Below are 19,047 nucleotides of genomic sequence, written 5' to 3' on the forward strand. Positions count from 1 at the left end.
CGCCACGGCCGGATGGCGACAGCCCTGCTCAGGGACCCGCGGCCTGCCGCCGGATTCGGGCGAGATGGCCCAGGCCAGTTGGCGAAAGCCGCCGCCCGGGCACGGCGCGTCGAAGTCCGGGGGACTTCACACCTGGCCGCCCTTGCGCTTCCACAGGCGGCCGAAATCGAAATCAAGGGCACACCGGGACAGTTCGAAACGGTGGGTTTCGTCGTGGAAGTCGCCCACCTTGCGATGTTGGCCGTCGACCAGACGCCACACCTTGGCCTTTTTCGCCTCCGGGTAGACCAGCACGTAGTGGGACACGCCTTCCGCGCGGTAGAGATCGAACTTGACGATTTCATCCCGGCGTGCAGTCCTGGGCGAGGTGACTTCGAAAATCAGATCGGGGGCGCGGGTCAGCCGGTCGCCGTCAGGTTGGTAGCAGATCGCCAGCACGTCGGGTCGGACGACGGTGTCCTGGGCAAACTCCACGTCGATTTCAAAGGCCGCGTGGCAGTGCGGGCAATCGTCGAGCGATTCATCGAGTTGCCGGAATGCGGCGGCGCTTACCCGCTGATGATCGAAGCCGGGCAACGGAGCCATCGCTGCCGGTTGGCCGTGAATCAGCTCCCAGTCAGCTTGCCATTGCTGGTAATCCTGCACCGTGTAGGCTTCGATTGCTGGCCGCCTGGGCATGGCCTGAATACTCCCTTCGTTTGCGGACGGACCGGGGCCCAACGGAGCCTCATCAGTGTAGGAAGCCCGATGGATGGCCGTCAACCTTGGTCCTCGCATTGCGGGAGTGTTTCGGCTGATGCCACCGCCGTGTCTCTTGCCGACCGTCGGCGACAGTCGCGCCGAATCACTCGACCCAGCGGCGCGCATCCTTGAGCAGCAGCAACAGTTGCTGCTCGCGCAAAGGTGAAGCGATGAAGCCGAAGCGGGCGTGAAAACGCGCAGCATCTTCATCAACGGGATGAGTCAGCAGGGCCCGGAGCCAGCCTGTTCGGCGACCAGCAGCGTGCGGCGGATGGCATCCTGCAATAGACCGAGGCCGATACCACGACCCTGATCGCGCGCGGCGACCGCCAGCCGCGCCAGAATGAAGACGGGCACCGGGTAGTGGCCCATTCCCTTGCGCACGCGCTCGGGTACATCCAGCGTGTCGACCTGACCGACGGTGAGGCTGTGGTAGCCCGCTAGCCTTTCGTCGTCCACCACGACGAAAGTCTTGGCGGAACCGCTGCCCTGCGCCTGGCGTGCGTGTCGCAGCAGCCAATCGTTCAGCGACGGCTTGCCGCAGTCAAACCCTTCCAGCCGGTGTTGCGTGCCCAGTGGTTCCGGCGCCGACAGGCTCATCAGCCATCCCAGGGGACCTTGCGCGAAAACAGCTCACGCAGCCCTTCGTTGGCTTGCTCCGGACGTTCCAGCAATTCCATCAGGGCCTGAACCGACTACCCGAAACCATGAACAGGCGCTGGTCAAGGAGGGTTTGCTCGGCGGCCTGGCAGGCGCTGTCGAGGATGAAATCGGTCAAGGACTTGTGCGACGCGGCGGCCGCACGACGCAGCACAGTCTCTTGCTCCAGCGTGGCACGCAAGCCGAGGCGAGCAGCGCGGGACGAAGCAGATGGAACGGCAGTCATGGCGACACCTCGATCGGTTGATGAGACGCGGTGATGTTAGTACATGGGACACACACCATCCGCTGACGCCCGCGATATCGCACCGCTGCTCACCACTGCCCGAAGCTGGAAGAAAGTCAAGGGCGTCCGGCCGCGGCTCCGGGTAGGACGAACGCCGAGGGCTTCCCGGGCTATCGGGTCGCCCGGTCAGCGGCCCCGCACTACGCGTGTCCGCCGACGCAGATAGGCCGGCTTCTCGTACGCCGTATAGCTGCGGTTGCCGGCGGTGCAGCTTGCGCGGTCCGTCGCGAGCCGGCCGGCGACCAGGATGGCGAGCCCGGCGAGGAGGTTGATGAAGTTCTGGAGGCGCTGCGTCATGATCGGGCTCCTGTCGTGTTGGGATGGCCCCATGATGCGCGGCCCCGGGCTCACCAGATGCGCCCACTGGATTTTTTTTCGCGGCCGTGCATCACGGACGAGGATGCGCATCGGCGGCGCACGTCCCTTTCACGCCGCTTTCGACATCACCGACGAACGCACGCGGTAGCTCGACGCTGCTTGATGCAGGCACTGAGCGGGGCGGGATTCGGATGACTTTTCAGGGGCTTCCGGGCCCAAATTCGACATTGACGCTGCTTGATGAAGACTCATGCACTCTCGTCGGTGCCGTTGGATTTCTTATCCTTCTATCCCTGCAATCATGCACTTACCAATTCCGGCGCCCGAACTACCTTGGGGGCCGGCTTCTGTTCGGCAACCCACAGGTCGTAATCCAGTTGCATCCCCAGCCACAACTCGGCGCGACCACCGCGGTCTGGGCCGAGCCAGGCTTCGATACGGCGTGCCATTTCGGGTGAGATCGCCGCGTGTCCATTGAGCACACGGGACAAGGCGGTGCGGGTGACGCCGAGTTGCTGGGCGGCTTCGGTCACGGTCAGGCCAAGGGCAGGAAGGATGTCTTCCTTGAGGGTCTCGCCGGGGTGCGGCGGATTGAACATGCGTCCCATGAATTCTTCCTAAGGGTAATCCCGATAATCGACCAAGACCGCATCCTCGCCTTCAAAGCTAAAGGTCAGTCGCCAGTTGCCATTGACCGACACCGACCAGTGCCCCGCACGGTCATGCGAAAGAGCGTGCAGTCTCCAACCCGGCACGTTCATGTCCTCCGCTCGTCTGGCGCGGTTCAATTGTTCAAGCTGCCGCGCCAGCCGCGCGGCATGATGAGGCTGAATCCCCGCTTTCGAGCCGGTCGCAAAGAATGCTTCGATTCCCCGATGCCGGAAGCTGTTGATCATCTGTGTAGCGTAGCTTAACGGCCGTTGGAGGGCAAGCAGAAATTGTTGCTTGTGCCCGATGTGGGCAGCGACATTCGTCCGGTCGTGCGCGAAGTCAGCGCGGTGGTAGCGGCAGGCGGGGCAGCGTGGGCCACTCCACCGCATCGAGCATGTTCTTGAGCAGCAGGCCCAATTCGGTGTCGCCGGTGATTTCCAGTTCGCGGTTGAAAAAGAGTGTGTCCGGGTCTTCCTGGCGGGCGAGGAGTTGCAGGTAGGCCGCGAGGTTGGAGGCGAAGGCGGGTCTCGGGCGGGCAACAACGCCAGGGCAGATCTTGGTGTGCCAAGCGCGGGAAAAGTCCGGCCTGACCCAAGCGGCCTTCGCTGCGCGCATTCAAACCCCCGTGGCAACGTCGCGAGATTGGGAACAAGGCCGGTTCGCGCCCCCGGGGGGACGTCCTGTGCCTGCTGCGGCTGATCGTCAGGCACCCCGAGTTGTCGCAGGAATTGGCGGAAGCATGAAGCACGCGAGCAAGCGCCGGCAGCACCGCCGCGCGGGCTGTCTGCTGACTGCTCAAGCGTGGCGACCATCTCCGGGACCCTGCCACCAGCCATGCGCAGCCATCGCTGCTCGCTCGCTCAAGGCGCTGACCCGCTCGCGGCGGGCCGGTGCATGAGGACGTAGAAGACGGCAACGAAGGGAATGGCGAGAAAGGTGGACGCCACCATGCCGCCGAAGACGACGGTGCCGAGCGCCTGCTGACTGGCGGCGCCCGCCCCGGTAGCGGTGAGCAGCGGCACGACGCCGAGGATGAAGGCCAGCGAGGTCATGACGATCGGCCGCAAGCGGCACCGCGTCGCTTCGATCGCCGCCTCGGTCGGCGCCATGCCGGCGGCCGTCAGCAGGCGCGCGAACTCGACGATGAGGATCGCGTTCTTGGCCGCCAGCGCGGTCATCAGGACGAGGCCGATCTGCGTGTAGATGTCGATCGGGAAGCGCCGCAGCAGCAGAGCGACGACGATGCCGACGAGCGCCATCGGCACGGTCAGGACGACGGCGAGTGGATCGGTCCAGCTCTCGTACTGTGCCGCGAGGACGAGGAAGACGAGGACTATCGACAGCGCGAAGAGGAGATACGACTGGTTGCCGATCAGCTTCTCCTGGTACGCGAGCCCCGTCCACTCGTAGGCCATGCCGGGCGGCAGCGTCGCCGCGGCGAGATCGTGCATCCGGCCGAGCGCCTCGCCCGAGCTGTACTTCGGCGTCGGGATGCCGATGAGCGCGGCGGCCGGGTAGAGATTGAAGCGGTAGATCAGCTCCGACCCGAGCAGCGGGCGCAGGTCGGCGAGCACGCCGATCGGCACCATCTGTCCGCTGCGGTTGGCGACCGAGAGATTGCGGATGTCCTGCGGGCTGCGGCGGAACTCCCCTTCGGCCTGCACGCGCACCTGGAAGCTCTGGTTGAACTGGTTGAAGAGGTTCACGTAGCTCGAGCCGAGATGGGTCTGCAGCGTCCGGAACACCTCGTCGATGGGGACGCCGAGGGCCCTGGCCATGTCGCGGTCGAGATCGAGAAGGAACTGCGGGCTGTCGGCGCTGAAGGTGGTGAAACCGAGGCGGAGGAAGCCGGGCTCGTCGCTCGCCCGGCGCAGCAGTTCGTTCGTCGCCGCCTGCAGGCCGCGCGCGCCGAGGCCGCCGCGATCCTCGACCATCATCTGGAAACCGAAGGCGACGCCGAGGCCGGGAATCGGCGACGGTGGCAGGACGGCGAACCTTGCCTGCGGGATCGACTTGAACTTCTGCTGCAGGTCGCCGATCAGCTGCAACTGGGAAAATCCGGGCGGGCGCCTGTCCCAGTCGTCGTAGATGACGAAGGTCGTCACCGCGTTGGCAAGTCTGGCCGAGTCGAGCGCGGAATAGCCGCCGATCGTCACCCAGCCCCGAACCCCGGCGGTCGTGCCGAGCAGGGCGTCGACGCTGGCAGCGACCTCGCGCACGCGCGGCTGTGCCGCGCCGGGCGGCAGCTCGGCGGTGACGACGCAGTAACCCTGGTCCTCGAGCGGCATCAGCGCCGTCGGATAGACGGCGAAGACGCCGGCGGCGAGCCCGACCAGAGCCAGGAAGACGCACGCCATGCTGCGCGGCCGCCGCGCCATGCAGCCGACGAGGTCGAGGTAGCGCTGCTCGACTGCGCCATAGGCGCGGTTGAAGCCGCGGTAGAAGGCGTTCGGGCGGTGCTGCGGCGGGCGCGGCCTGAGGTGGAGCGCGCACTGTGCCGGCTTGAGCGTCAGCGCATTGAGCGCGCTGATGACCGCGGTGGCGGCGATGACGAGCGCGAACTGGCGAAACATCTGGCCGCTGATGCCGGGCAGGAACGAGGCCGGCAGGAAGACGGCGGTGAGCACCAGCGTGACGCCGAGGATCGGACCGGTCAGCTCGCCCATGGCCTTGATCGTCGCCTCCCTGGGCGCGAGGCCCTGTTCGATGTGGCGCGAGGTGTTCTCGACGATGACGATGGCGTCGTCGACGACGATGCCGATGGCCAGGATGAGCGCAAAGAGCGTCATCAGGTTGACGGTGAAGCCGAGCGCCGCCATCGCCGCGAAGGCGCCGACGATCGTCACCGGCACCGTGGTCGCCGGCACCAGCATGGCGCGCGCGTTCTGCAGGAAGAGCAGGATGACGACCAGCACCAGCACGCCGGCCTCGAGCAGCGTCTCGTAGACGGCGCCGATCGACTGCTGGATGAAGACGGTGGTGTCGTAGAGCGAGATGTATTCGAGGCCCGGCGGGAAGGCCTCGCGCATGCCGGCCATCAGCGCGCGCACCTCGCCGGCCACCTGCAGCGCGTTGGCTCCCGGCAGCGCGAAGACCGCCACGTGCGCGGTCTTCCTGCCGTTCAGGCTGGAGAAGACGGTGAATGCCTGCTGGCTCAGTTCGACCCGGGCGACGTCCTTCAGGCGCACCAGCGAGGCGGTCTGCAACGGCCCCGCGCCGCTGCCGGGTGGCGCACCGCGCATCGACGGCGGTTCGCTGCGGACGACGATGTCCTCGAACTGGGCGACGGTGGACAGCCGGCCGAGCGCGCTCACGGTGAGCTGGAAGAACTGCTCCGCCGCCGCCGGCGGGCCACCGACCTGTCCCGCAACGACCTGGGCGTTCTGCCGCTCGATCGCCCGCTGCACCTGCGCGGTGGTCAGGCCGTAGGTCTTCAGCTTGCCCGGGTCGAGCCAGACGCGCATGCTGTACGGCGCGCCGCCGAAGACCTGCACCTGGCCGACGCCGGGCAGCCGCGCCAGCGGGCTCAGCAGGTTGATGATCGCGTAGTTGCTGAGGAAGGTCTCGTCGAAGCGGTCGTCCCGTGCGAAGAGGCTGGCGATCAGCAGCATGTTGGTGCTGACCTTGCGCACGCTCACCCCCTGCGCCCGCACCGGCTGCGGCAACTGCGGCACGGCGCTGTTCACGGCGTTCTGCACCAGCGCCAGCGAGGTATCGAGGTCGGTGCCGATGGCGAAGGTGACGGTGAGCGTGTAGCTGCCGTCGCTGCCGCTCGTCGACTGCAGGTAGATCGAGTCCTCGACGCCATTGACGGCTCGCTCGAGCGGAATGCCGACGGTGTTGGCCACCGTCTCGGCATTGGCGCCAGCGAAGTTCGTTGCCACCTGGATCGTCGGCGGGACGATCTGCGGGTACTGTGCCACGGGCAGGCCGTACAGGCAGACGGCGCCGAGCAGGAGCGTAACCAGCGCGATGACGTTGGCGAGGATGGGCCGGTCGATGAAGAAGGTCGACATGGGTCGCGAGCGCCGCCGCCGCGCGCTCGCCTACGGCGCGTCCGGCGCCTGCGTCGGCGCCGGTGCGCGGGTGCCGTCGGCAGCGGCGCGCTTGCGCTTGCGCCGGCGCTCGGCGAGTTCCTCCATCACGACGTAGAAGCCGGGCACGAAGGGAATGGCGATCAGCGTCGAGGCGAGCATGCCGCCGAAGACGACCGTGCCGAGTGCCTGCTGGCTGGCGGCGCCGGCGCCGCTCGCCGTCAGCAGCGGCAGCACGCCGAGGATGAAGGCGATCGACGTCATGACGATGGGCCGGAAGCGGCGGCGCGCGGCCTCGACCGCCGCTTCCGCCGCCGACATGCCGTCGGCGCGCAGCTGCTTGGCGAACTCGACGATGAGGATCGCGTTCTTCGCCGCCAGCGCGATCATCAGGACGAGGCCGATCTGTGTGTACAGATCGGCCGGAAAACCGCGGATGGCGAGCGCGGCGACGATCCCGACGAGGGCGATCGGCACCGACAGGATCACCACCGCAGGATCGGTCCAGCTTTCATACTGGCCGGCGAGGGTGAGGAAGACGAGGGTCAGCGACAGCGCGAAGATGAAGTAGGCCTGATTGCCGACCCGCCGCTCCTGATAGGCGAGCCCGGTCCAGTCGTGGCCGACGCCCGGCGGCAGGTTGGCGACGGCGACGCGCTGCATGGCATCGAGTGCCTGCCCGGAACTGAAGCCGGGTGCCGCAGCGCCGACGAGCGATGCGGAAGGATAGAGGTTGTAGCGCGTGACCAGTTCCGGGCCGAGCGTGCGGCGAACGCTGACGATCGCGCCGAGCGGCACCATCTGCCCGCTGCGGTTGGCGACGTGCAGGTCGGCGATGTCCTGCAGTTGCCGGCGGTGAGCGGCCGCACCCTGCACCCGGACCTGCAGGCTCTGGTTGAACTTGTTGAACTGGTTCACATAGGTCGAGCCGAGGTAGGTCTGCAGCGTCTGGAAGACATCGTCGATGGTGACGCCCAGCGACTCGGCCATCGTCCGGTTGATGTCGAGATGGAGCTGCGGGCTGTCGACGCTGAACGTCGTCGTCACGCCGCGCAGCTCCGGCTGCTCGCGCGCGCTCGACAGGGTCTGGCGGACGACGTCCTGGAAGGGACGCGGGCCCATGCCGCCGCGGTCCTCGAGAACCATCTCGAAGCCGCCCGCCTGCCCGAGCCCGGGAATCGGCGGCGGTATGAGGACGGCGAACTCGGCCTTGCGGATGGTGGCGAGCCGCTCGCGCAGCCCGGCGATGAGCTTCGCCTGCGAGAAACCCGCTGGCCGCTGCTCCCAATCGTCGTACATCACGTATACGGTGACGACGTTGGCGAGCGTCGCGGAGTCGAGCGCGGAGTAGCCGCCGCTCGTCACCCAGCCCTTGATCCCGGGCATCGTGCCGAGCACGGCGTCGATGTCGGCGGCCAGTTCGCGGACGCGCGGCTGCGCGGCCCCGGGCGGCAGGCGGGCGACGACGATGCAGTAACCCTGGTCCTCGACCGGCAGGAAGGCGGTCGGATGGCGGGCGAAGCTCGTGCCGGCGACGGCGACGATCGCCACGAACAGGCAGCCCATGCTGCGCGGATGGACCGTCAGCCAGCGCACGACGCCGATGTAGCGCCTCTCGACGGCTTCGTGGAGCCGGTTGAAGCCGCGGAAGAAGCCGTTCACCCGCCGTTCACCGCTGTCGGCCTTGAGGTAGAGCGCGCATTGCGCCGGGTTCAGCGTGAGCGCGATCAGCGCGCTGATGATGGCGGTGGCAGCGATGACGAGGGCGAACTGGCGGAACATCTGGCCAGTGATCCCGGGCAGGAACGACGCCGGCAGGAACACCGCGGCAAGGACGAGGGTGATGCCGAGGATCGGCCCCGTCAGCTCGCGCATCGCCTTGATGGCCGCGTCCCTGGGCGTGAGCCCCTGCTCGATGTGGCGCGAGCTGTTCTCGACGATCACGATCGCATCGTCGACGACGATGCCGATGGCGAGGATGAGCGCGAACAGGGTCATCAGGTTGACGGTGAAGCCGAGCGCGGCCATCGCCGCGAAGGCGCCGATGACCGTCACCGGCACGGTGACGAGCGGCACCAGCATGGCGCGCGCGTTCTGCAGGAAGAGCATGATGACGACCAGCACCAGCACCCCTGCCTCGATCAGTGCCAGGTAGACGCCGTCGATCGAATCGCTGATGAACGCCGAGCTGTCGAGCAGTGCGGTGTACTCGAGGCCCGGAGGAAACTTTTCGCGCATCTGCGCCATCGATCGACGTACCTCCTCCGCCACCTTGAGCGCGTTCGCCCCGGGCAGCGTGTACACGTTGATCTGCGCCGCCTTCCGGCCGCTGAGACCGGAGAAGGTGTTGAACGTCTGCTGGCTCAGTTCGATGCGGGCGAGGTCCTTGAGGCGAACGATCGCGGCCGTCTCGCCCGCTGGCGTCGCCGTCAGGAGTTGCGCAGCCTGGCTCGCGGGCGGCTTGCTCCGGACGACGATGTTCTCGAACTGCTCGACGTCGGACAGCCGCCCGAGCGTCAGGACGGTGAACTGGAAGATCTGGTCGGAAGGGACCGGCGCTGCACCGAGTTGCCCGCTGGCAACCTGCACATTCTGGTTCTGGATCGCGTTCTGGACGTCGAGAACGGTCAGTCCATAGGACTGCAGCTTCGTCGGGTCGAGCCAGATGCGCATGCTGTAGGGCCCGGCGCCCAGGATCTGCACCTGGCCGACGCCGGGCAGGCGCGCGAGCGGGCTCTGCAGGTTGATGAGCGCATAGTTGCTGAGGAAGGTCTCGTCGAAGCGGTCGTCCCTGGCGTAGAGGCTGCCGATCAGCAGGACGTTGGTGCTCACCTTCTGCACGCTGACGCCCTGCGCCTGGACTTCCTGCGGTACCTGCGCCAGCGCGCTGTTGACCGCGTTCTGCACCAGCGCGATCGAGGTGTTGAGATTGGTGCCGACATCGAAGGTGAGCGTGAGCGTGTAGCTGCCGTCGCTGCCGCTCGTCGATTGCATGGCGATCGAATTCTCCACGCCGTTGACCGCCTGCTCGATCGGAATTCCGACGGTCGTCGCGACGACATCGGCGCTGGCGCCCGGGTAGGTGGTCGCGACCTGGATCGTCGGCGGGACGATCTGCGGATACTGGGCGACGGGCAGGGTGAACAGGCAGGCAAGCCCGAGCACGACGACGATGATCGCGATGACGTTGGCGAGGATCGGCCGTTCGATGAAGAATCTGGACACGCCGCCCGCCCCGCGCTTCAGCTGCCCGCTCGGGCGGGCGCCGCGCGCTCGCTGCCCGCCGCCGGCTGCGGGCTCACCGCGCGACCGGGAACCGCCTGCAGCAGGCCTTCGACGATCACCAGGTCGTCGGCGCCGAGGCCCTCGCTGACGACGAGGCGGTCGCCGACCTGCAGGCCCAGCTTGACGCCGCGGCGTTCGACGATGTTCCCGGCATTGACGACGAGGACGTATTCGCCCTGCTGGTCGAAGCGGACGGCATCGCCGGGAATCAGCAGTGCGTCCTTCTGCTCCAGGGCGGACACCCGCACGCGCGCAAAGAGGCCGGGCAGTATCCGCGGGTCGCGATTGGCGAACACACCGCGCACCTGCAGGGTGCCGGTCGTCGGCGCGATGCCGATGGCGGCGAAGTCGAGGTGCCCCTCGTGCGGATGGCCTTCCTCGGTGAGCAGGCCGAAGGTCGCGGGGACGAGTCCGCGGGTGATGGCGTCGCGTGGCAGCGCCTTCTGGCGCTCGATCAGCCGCAGGAGTTCGCGCTGGTCGATGGTGAAGTAGACGTGGATGGGATCGATCTGTTCGATCTCGGCGAGCGACGTCGGCTGGCCGATGCCGCCGACGAGGTTGCCCGCGTCGACCAGGTGCCGGCCGATGCGCCCGGCGATCGGTGCCCGGACCAGCGTGTAGCTCAGGGTGAGCTGCGCGATCTCGACCTGGGCCTGCGCGGAGAGCAGCCTCGCCTGGGCCTGCTCCTTCTCCGTCCGCCAGTGGTCAACCTGCGTCTGCGTCGCGGCGTCCTGCCGGACCAGGTCGGTGTAGCGCCGCAGCTCGGTGGTCGCGTGCCAGAGCGCCGCCTTCTCCACCGCCACCTGCGCCTGCGCCTTCTTGAGCTGCGCCTGGTACTGCGCCTGCTGGATGGTGAACAGGAGATCGCCCTTCTTCACCTGCTGACCGTCGGTGAAGTGGATCTTCTCGAGATAGCCCTCGACGCGCGCCACCACCGTGACCTTCTGCGTGGCCGCGGTGTTGCCGGTGAAGTCGAGGTAGTTGGCGACCCTCTCGGTGACCGGCTTCGCCACCGTGACGGCTGGCGGCTGCGGAGCCGCGGTTTCCTTCACGTCCCTGCAGCCGTGCAGCGACGCCACTGCCGCGACGACGGCGAACAGGTGCAGGCAACCGTGGCGGCGGCGCGCGCCCGAACGGATCATTCCCGGTCTCCTGTACACGCGGGCCGGCTCACCGGCTCACCACTCGGGTGGCCGGAGCAGTGGCCCGACGTCGTCGGGACCCGGCAGGCCGGGCGCTTGCGGGCGCAACAGCTCCGGCGCCCCCCAATCGGTGCGGGCTGCCATCTCTTCGCGCGTCGCCAACGGCACGAAATCGCGACCATCGCGCAACTCCCATCCCCCCCCCAGCGCGCGGTACGCCTTGATCAGGCCGAGCGGGATGTTGCCCTGCGCGACCGCGAGGCTGTTCTGCGCCTTGTAGAGGTTCTCCTCGGCATTCAGCACGACATTGAAGTCGACGGTGCCCTCCTTGTACTGCAGGAGGGCGATCCGGAACGCGCCGGTCGCGGCGACGACGCTGGTCTGCAGGAAGGCCGCCTCGGCGCGCGACTGGCTGAACTCCGTGATGCCGTTCTCCACCTCCTGCTGCGCCTTGAGCACCAGGTTCCGGTAATCGACGAGCAGCTCCTGCAGTCGGGCATCCTGCACGCGCACGTTGTTGGTGATCTGGCCGTAGTTGAGGATGTTCCACTGGATCGCGGGTCCGGCGGAGTAGCCGACGCTGCCGGCGCCGAGGCTCGACTGGCCGACGTCGGAACTCAGCCTGCCGATGCTGCCGATGAGCGAGAACGAGGGGAAGAGCTCGCCCCTGGCGAGACCGATCTGCGCCGACTGCGCCGCAGCCTTGAGTTCGGCCTTGCGAACGTCGGGGCGGCGCCGCAACAGGTCGGCGGGAATGCCGACGGCCAGGCTCGCGGGCGCGACCGGGATGCCGGACGTTCCCGCCAGCAGGTCGTCAAGCGGCGCCGGCGGCATGCCGAGCAGCACGCTGAGCGCGTTCGTCGCTTTTCGTCGCTCGATGGTGAGCTGGGGGATCGTCGCTGCGGTCGCGCCGAGGACGTTTTCCGCCTGATACACGTCGCGCCTGGTCACGACGCCGCCCGCGAACCGGGCGCGCGCGATCGCCAGCGCCTTCTGCTGGCGCGCGACGTTCTCGCGGGCGATGTCGAGCTGCACGTCGATGGTGCGGATCCTGACGTAGGTGCTGGCGACGTCGCCGGTGAGGGTGACGAGCACATCGTCGTAGGCAGCGACCGACGCGAGAAAGGCGCTGCTGGCCGACTCGATGCCGCGCCGCACCTTGCCCCAGAGGTCGAGCTCCCAGCCGACCTGCGCGCCGAAGGCGAGCTGCCAGAACGTATTGCTGAGGGGGGCGTAGGGTGCCGCGACCGGGATCCGCTCGTAGCTCGCCGTCGCGGTGAGCTGTTGCTGCTGCGGGTAGAACTCGCCGATGGCTACGCCAAGCTGCGCGCGTGCCTCGAGGACGCGGACGCCGGCGGTGAGGAGGCTGAGGTTCTGCTGATGGGCAAGGTCGATCAGCTTCGACAGCACCGGATCATCGAGCGACGACCACCACTCGCGATACGGCGCGCGGCGGGAATCGATCGTCTCGCTGCCGGCGTCCATCCAGTCGTCGGCGACCTGTACCGACGGCCGCTTGAAGTCGGGACCGATCATGCATCCGGACGACAGCAGGGCGAACGCGCAGGCGATCGACACCCTTCCCGCCCGCCAGCACTCGGCACGCCAACGCGTGCGCCGAGGCCTGGCAGCCGGTGAGGTCAGGAAACTCCGAGCGCCCATCATGCTGCGACCCAGGACAAGGGATAGGGAATCCAACGGCACCGTGGAGAGTGTATGAGTTCCGGTGAAGCAGCGTCAATCCCGGATTGGCTCGCGGGCACGCATGCGAGGTCAGCCGAATCCTGCTGCGCCCGGTGGAGCGGCGTTCAGGGCGCCGTTCAAAGGCTCACGGGTTCAGGTGCGAGATCGGCTCTGTTTCACAGGAACTCACACTCTCGGCACGTTGCGGTTGCCTTTCGCATCCTTGACGGCAGAGCGGCGCGCTCCGGTGCAGCGTGAATCGCGACTCGCCGTACGGTCACCGGGAGTCGTGATCCAGGCACCAGCACTCATTGCCATCCGCGAAGGCCTTGCGCCAGAGAGCGAACTCGTCCGCCGGCATCGGCTTGCCGAACAGGTAGCCCTGCAGTTCGTCGCAGCCGGCTGCCGCGAGCACGCGCATTTCCTCGGCCTGCTCGACGCCTTCGGCGACCACGCGCAGCCCCAGGGTGTGCCCGAGACCGATCACCGCCTTGGTGATCGCGAGGTCGTTGGGATCGTCGAGCATGTCCGTGACGAAGGATTGGTCGATCTTCAGCTTGTCGATCGGGAAGCGGTGGAGGTAGTTCAGGCTGGAGTAGCCGGTGCCGAAATCGTCGACCGACAGCGAGATTCCCAGCGCCTTGATCGCCAGGAGAAGGTCGATCGTCAGGGTGACATCTTCCATCAGCAGCGACTCGGTCAGTTCCAGCTCGATCATCGCCGGATTCACGCCGTGCTCGGTGATCGCCCGCTGCAGTGTCGCCAGCAGATCGGGGTCGTGCAACTGGCCTGCCGAGAGGTTGACCGAAATCGCCAGGTCCTGGCCGGTCGTGCGCCAGCGCTTCTGCTGCCGACAAGCCTCGGAGAGCACCCAGGCGCCGAGCGGGATGATCAAGCCGCTGTCCTCGGCCACCGGAATGAAGCGGCCCGGCGTGATCAGTCCCTCTTCGGGATGGTGCCAGCGAACCAGGGCTTCGGCACCGAGGAGCTTGCCACTGCGGCAGTCGACCCGGGGCTGGTAGAAGACCCGCAGTTGCTGGCGCTCGATGCCGACGCGCAGGTCGTTCTCGATCTGCATTCGCTCGCGCGCGCGCCGGTCCATCTCCAGGGTGAAGAACTGGGCATTGTTGCGCCCCTGCTGCTTCGCCTGGTACATCGCCGCATCCGCGTTGCGCATCAGGGTTTCGATCTCCACGCCATCCTCGGGATAGACCGCGATGCCGATGCTGCACGAGACATGCAGTTCGGCACCGCCGACGTTGTGTGGCTGGCGCATCAGCCGGATCAGGCGGCACTCGACGATCTGGCGAATCTCCTCGACGTCGGTGACGCCGTTGAGAATGACGACGAACTCGTCGCCGCCCATGCGGCTGACCGTGTCGCCACTGCGCACACCCCGCTGCAACTGGCTGGATACGGAACGGAGGACGCCGTCACCGATATGGTGACCGAGTGAATCGTTGATGTTCTTGAAGCGGTCGAGGTCGATGAACAGTACCGCCACCCGCCGCTTGTGGCGGTCCGCCTGCTGCAGCGCAAGACGCAGACGTTCGACGCACAACGCGCGGTTGGGCAGATCGGTGAGCACATCATGCTGCGCCAGGTGGCTGATGCGCTGCTCGTCGGCCTTGCGCTCGCTGATGTCGAACCAGGTGGCGATGTAATGGGTGATGCGGCCGGCTTCGTCCCGTACGGCATTCAGCGCGGCCCACACGGGGAGGGCTTCGCCCGTCTTGCGCCGGATCCACATTTCGCCCTGCCAGTGGCCACGGACGCTGGCCACCTGCCAGACTTCCTCGTAGAAGCCGTCCGGATGCCGATCGGAGCGCAGGAATGTGGGCGTGTCATCGACCACTTCGAGGCACTCGTACGCGGTGCTTCGGCAGAACGCCCGGTTGGCGGTCAGGATCGTGCGCGTGGCGTCGGTGATCAGGATGCTTTCAGAGGACGCCTCGAAGACCCTGGCCCACAGTTCCAGGCGTTCCTCCATCTGCTTGATCCGGCCAATCGGCGTGAAGGCGGTGAGGACGGCATCGCGGTCCTGATAGCGCAGGCGACGCGCCGAGATCAGCGCCCATTCACGTCTCGTCGCGCCGTGCCAAAGGACTTCGAACTCGTCCACCGCGCCGCTGTCGGCCAGCATCTGGAAGAAGGACACCCGAGCTTCCGCCAGCAGCCCGTTGGCCCAGGGATCACTGCGGCGGCCGTCGAGCCAGGCGTTCGCCTGCGCGTTGGTATGCAGCACCTCGTGTCGTGGCGTCGCCGTAACCAGCAGTGGAATCGGGACGGCATCGAGCAATTGGCGCTGCGCTTCGGCGGCACTGGCCTGCGCGGCGAGTTCCCGTTCGACACGGCGGCTGCGATCGAGCTGGTCCAGCATGTCGTTGAAGGCGTTGATCAGGCGGCCGATCTCGTCACCGGAACGCCAGGTCGCACGCAGCGTGTAATCGCCCGAACGGCGTACGCCATCGGCCACCTCGGCGAGGCGCCGAAGCGGCAGCGCAATCTGCCGCGCAACGAAATAGACCACGCTGAGCAGAAGCAGCAGCAGGGCAGCAGCGGTACCGAGGTGCAGCCACATGCGCTGGAACAGCCCGTCGATCCGCTCCTGCAGCAAGCCGTTGAGAGCGGTGCCGGCTGAAGCCCACGCTGCATCGAGCTGCCGCCATGCGGCGAGTGCCAGCCCGTCGGGATCGGTCTCGTGCCGGACGCCGCCCTGTCCGATGGCCAACTGGCGCGCACTGGCACGAAACGCGTCGAGTGCAGCCAGCAGCTTGTGCCGCGCCGGCTGCAGTGTTGCCCCGAGCTGCGGCGTGCCGGCCGCCACTGCTTCGGCGTAATCGCTGTCGATGCCGCCGACCACCGCATCGAGTCGGCCTTCGAGGATGAGGTACGAACTCTGCTCGCGCACCCGCAGGTTCGGCGCGGCCGCGGCCGCGCTCTGCGCCTGGTCGCGGATGCGGCCAATGAGGTCGAAGAGTTCGGGAAAACGCAGGACAACCAGCGACATCGTGTAATAACTGTCCAGATCGGGATCGAGGATCAGGTTGGACTGATTGCCGATGCGCGTGATCAGCGCCTGCACTGCCGATGCGACGGCATGTTCCTGGCCCGCTGATCGGGCATCGCCAGCCTCCAGTGGGCGCAAGTGGGCGGCCAGGGCATGGGCAAGTTGGCGGCTGCCCAGATTGCCGCGAGCCATGCCATGGCGTTCCTCGGCCCCCAGCACGGCGTCCGCCGAGCCGCTCGGCCGGCCGCCTGCCAGGGTGCCGAGCGTTGCCGCGCGAAGCGCGCCAATGTACTCGTTGCCGACGATTTCCTTGCGCGCGAAGTCGATGGCGATGAACTTTTCGTTGATCAGGATCATCGAGACGAAGAGCACCGCCGAAAGGTCGAGCCCGTAGATCAGGATGAGCTTCCGCGCGACGCTGAGGCGAGCAATGAAGTGCAGGAAAAGACGGCGCATGAGGGGCTCCGGTGGCTGGAGCCTGTATGCAAGAATCATGCCATGTTCTGCCGCGAGCTGGCACCAGCCAGCCTGGCAACGCCCAGACGGCAAGGTGGCTCGTGACGGCACTCCGGTGGTGCCGCTGAAAAAACCGCTCGCACCAGGGTGGTGCAACCACACGATGCGGCGGGTGGCGGCTCGCTGCCGGCGGGCGGGAAAGCGCTCCGGAGGCCGGCACGACCATTGCGGAAACGTCGGTTGCACACTGCGGAGGGACGCGCGTGCAGGACTGAGAGGCGGGCCTCGACCGGGCCTTCGCGTCCATCGAAGATCAAGCGGACCGGATGGCTTGGTCGACGGGGTGCCCGGCACCATCGACCATGTCATCGCGGACCGCGCCGGCCTTTCTCTGCTGACGACGGTGCGGGTGGACGAAAGCTGCCTGCTGCCGCGGCCGAAGACGAGGAGCATGCCGCGGATGTTCTCGCAACCGCCTCCTCAAGTGGTGCCCCCACTCGGAATCGAACCAAGACCTGATGATTACAAATCTGCAATCAATGGGATTTTTTGGCATTTATCCACATTCCCCGAAAGACTGAAGCGACTTAATAACAGGCACTTGCCGAAAATCGGCATTGACTCGCGTTGCCCCGAATTACTATAATCTGGCTACATGGTGGCTACATGAAGCGACCAATTGACTACATCGGGAGACAAACAGCATGAACAGAGAACGCCTGACCCCTGAGCGCATCCGGCGTCTGACGCTGCCTGCCGGCGCCAGTCAGTCGTTCTGGTGGGACACCGAGGCGCCGCGCCTGGCCGTGCGCGTGACTGCCGGCAGCAAGGCATTCGTCTTCGAGGCGAAGCTGAACCGGCAGACCATCCGGCAGACCATCGGCGACACCGCCGCGTGGACGCTGCAGGCTGCTCGAGCCGAGGCGCGCAGGTTGCAGACGATGGTCGACCAAGGCATCGATCCCCGCCAGGAGAAGGCGGAGCGCGCCGCAAAGGTCGAAGCATCGCGTGTCGAGGCGGCACGCATTGAGGCGCCCGCCATCGATGCATGGAAGATCTACGTCGACGAGCGCGCCGGCCGCTGGAGCGCGATTCACCGCAAGTCGCACGACACCGCATCGAAGGAAGGAGGCTTGCCGCGGTTACGAGGCCGACGCACTGGCCAGGCTGAGACGACGCAGCCGGGCATCCTGCGGCCGCTGCTGCTGCTGCCGCTCGAGCAGATCGACCGCGACCGCGTGCGCGCCTGGTTGAAGGCGAACTCCCCATCCCGGCCCACACATGCCGCGCTGGCTTTCCGGCTGCTGCGCGCGTTCCTGAACTGGTGCGGCGATCGCCCCGAGTATCGCCACCTGGCGCACGTGGACGCCTGCTCGTCGAGACTGTCGCGCGACGAACTGCCGAAGCGCGCCGCCCGCGACGACTGCTTGCAGCGGGAGCAGCTCCCGGCGTGGTTCGCCGCCGTGCGGCAGATCCCGAATCCCGTCATTGCCGCCTATCTGCAGACTGTTCTGATCACTGGCGCCCGGCGTGAAGAGGTGGCCGGCATCCGTTGGGAGGACGTCGACTTCACTTGGCGAGCGCTGACCATCAAGGACAAGGTCGACGGCGAGCGCACGATCCCGTTGACGCCCTACGTCGCGTCGATGCTGGTGGCACTGCCCCGCCGGAATGAATGGGTGTTCAGCAGCCCCGCTGCGGCATCTGGCAGGCTGCAGGAGCCGCGCATCATGCACAACAGAGCATTGACCGCCGCCGGCCTGCCCGCGTTGAGCATTCATGGCCTGCGGCGTTCCTTCGGCACCCTGGCCGAGTGGGTGGAGTGTCCCGCCGGAGTCGCTGCGCAGATCATGGGCCACAAGCCATCGGCGACCGTCGAGAAGCACTACCGCGTGCGGCCGCTGGATCTGCTGCGCATGTGGCATACGAAGATTGAAGGCTGGATCCTCGCCGAAGCCGGCATCGATCAGCCCGCCGAAGCGCAGCCTCGCCTGCGCGTCGCATCGAGCAACCCCGCCGCCTGACGGCTTCAGGCAAGCGGGCAAGGCCAGCGTGCTAGCGCCGGCCGTGCCCTGACCACAACGTGAAAGGAGCTCACATCATGGCTACCCGCAATCGTACCACCGCCCGCCCGCCAGCACGCCCGGAGAAACCCGCCCTGGCATGCATCCATTTGCTGGACGATCGGCAAAGGCGCGTCATCCAACGGGCATTCGCGATCCTGGAGCAGAGCGCCACCTACCGCTCTGAGGCGCTGCTCGACCCGGCGTCTGTTCGTGCCTATCTTGCACTCAAGTTTGCCGGCCTCGAGCGGGAGGAGGCTGTCGCCATTTGGCTGGACTCGCAAAACCGCGTCATCGCCTTTGACGTGCTTTCGACCGGCACGATCTGGCAAGCTGCCCTTTACCCGCGCGAGGTGGTCAAGACCGGCCTGCGCCACAACGCCGCCGCCATCATTCTGGCCCACAACCACCCGTCGGGAGAGCTGATGCCGAGTGCTGCCGACGAGCGCCTGACCGCCGACCTGCAGGCCGCGCTGAGCCTGGTCGAGATCCGCCTGCTGGATCACTTTATCGTCGGCGGCGGCGGCGCGATGACTTCCTTCGCCGAGATCGGCCTGTTGTGACCCCGAAACAAGTTTGACCTCAGTCTGCCGGCCCCTGCCCGCCGGCAGACTGAATAACCATACTGCCAACTGCGGACACTTTTTGCCTTAATTTTCCCCGCGCTACACCGCAGCATTGCGACGTTCCCCAACGCACCCCGTACCAAGGACGTCGC

11 protein-coding genes and 3 pseudogenes are annotated in these 19,047 nt (G+C 66.9%); 2 read left to right on the plus strand and 12 right to left on the minus strand.

Going from position 1 to position 19,047, the window contains the following annotated elements; translation table 11 throughout:
• Positions 1-126: 126 nt before the first annotated feature.
• The 12 genes and pseudogenes from HT579_21705 to HT579_21760 form a co-directional block, all read right to left on the minus strand.
• Positions 127-678, minus strand: a complete 552-nt coding sequence (locus tag HT579_21705; GenBank protein QKS31313.1) for a Uma2 family endonuclease — start codon at positions 676-678, stop codon at positions 127-129.
• 166 nt (positions 679-844) lie between these two features.
• A pseudogene (locus tag HT579_21710) lies at positions 845-1,341 on the minus strand (GNAT family N-acetyltransferase).
• Positions 1,341-1,627, minus strand: a pseudogene (locus HT579_21715) (DUF1778 domain-containing protein). The pseudogenes HT579_21710 and HT579_21715 overlap by 1 nt, the downstream one beginning before the upstream one ends.
• A gap of 186 nt (positions 1,628-1,813) precedes the next feature.
• Positions 1,814-1,984 (minus strand): hypothetical protein, encoded by a 171-nt coding sequence (locus tag HT579_21720; GenBank protein QKS31314.1) that lies wholly within the window; start codon positions 1,982-1,984, stop codon positions 1,814-1,816.
• Positions 1,985-2,304: 320 nt separating this feature from the next.
• Positions 2,305-2,613, minus strand: a complete 309-nt coding sequence (locus HT579_21725) for a HigA family addiction module antidote protein (GenBank protein QKS31315.1) — start codon at positions 2,611-2,613, stop codon at positions 2,305-2,307.
• 9 nt (positions 2,614-2,622) lie between these two features.
• Positions 2,623-2,901: a type II toxin-antitoxin system RelE/ParE family toxin gene (locus HT579_21730; GenBank protein QKS31316.1), complete on the minus strand. Its 279-nt coding sequence runs from the start codon at positions 2,899-2,901 to the stop codon at positions 2,623-2,625.
• Between the two features lie 94 nt (positions 2,902-2,995).
• A pseudogene (locus HT579_21735) lies at positions 2,996-3,178 on the minus strand (SCP2 sterol-binding domain-containing protein).
• Between the two features lie 338 nt (positions 3,179-3,516).
• The gene (locus tag HT579_21740; GenBank protein ID QKS31317.1) at positions 3,517-6,672 is read right to left on the minus strand and encodes an efflux RND transporter permease subunit; all 3,156 of its coding nucleotides are present in this window, start codon (positions 6,670-6,672) and stop codon (positions 3,517-3,519) included.
• A 30-nt stretch (positions 6,673-6,702) separates the two neighbouring features.
• A complete protein-coding gene (locus HT579_21745; GenBank protein ID QKS31318.1) occupies positions 6,703-9,915 on the minus strand; it encodes an efflux RND transporter permease subunit in 3,213 nt (1,070 codons plus the stop codon).
• 17 nt (positions 9,916-9,932) lie between these two features.
• Positions 9,933-11,117 (minus strand): efflux RND transporter periplasmic adaptor subunit, encoded by a 1,185-nt coding sequence (locus tag HT579_21750; protein QKS31319.1) that lies wholly within the window; start codon positions 11,115-11,117, stop codon positions 9,933-9,935.
• A gap of 36 nt (positions 11,118-11,153) precedes the next feature.
• Entirely contained in the window at positions 11,154-12,779 is a 1,626-nt protein-coding gene (locus HT579_21755; GenBank protein ID QKS31756.1) for an efflux transporter outer membrane subunit, read from the minus strand.
• A 298-nt stretch (positions 12,780-13,077) separates the two neighbouring features.
• Positions 13,078-16,305, minus strand: coding sequence for an EAL domain-containing protein (locus HT579_21760; GenBank protein QKS31320.1), 3,228 nt, complete (start codon positions 16,303-16,305; stop codon positions 13,078-13,080).
• A 665-nt stretch (positions 16,306-16,970) separates the two neighbouring features.
• Here HT579_21760 and HT579_21765 point away from each other — a divergent pair.
• Positions 16,971-18,290: an integrase family protein gene (locus HT579_21765; protein ID QKS31321.1), complete on the plus strand. Its 1,320-nt coding sequence runs from the start codon at positions 16,971-16,973 to the stop codon at positions 18,288-18,290.
• Positions 18,291-18,367: 77 nt separating this feature from the next.
• Positions 18,368-18,892 (plus strand): JAB domain-containing protein, encoded by a 525-nt coding sequence (locus tag HT579_21770; GenBank protein ID QKS31322.1) that lies wholly within the window; start codon positions 18,368-18,370, stop codon positions 18,890-18,892.
• The last annotated feature ends 155 nt before the right edge of the window (positions 18,893-19,047 follow it).

Source organism: Candidatus Accumulibacter similis (genome assembly GCA_013347225.1).
Lineage (GTDB): Bacteria > Pseudomonadota > Gammaproteobacteria > Burkholderiales > Rhodocyclaceae > Accumulibacter > Accumulibacter similis.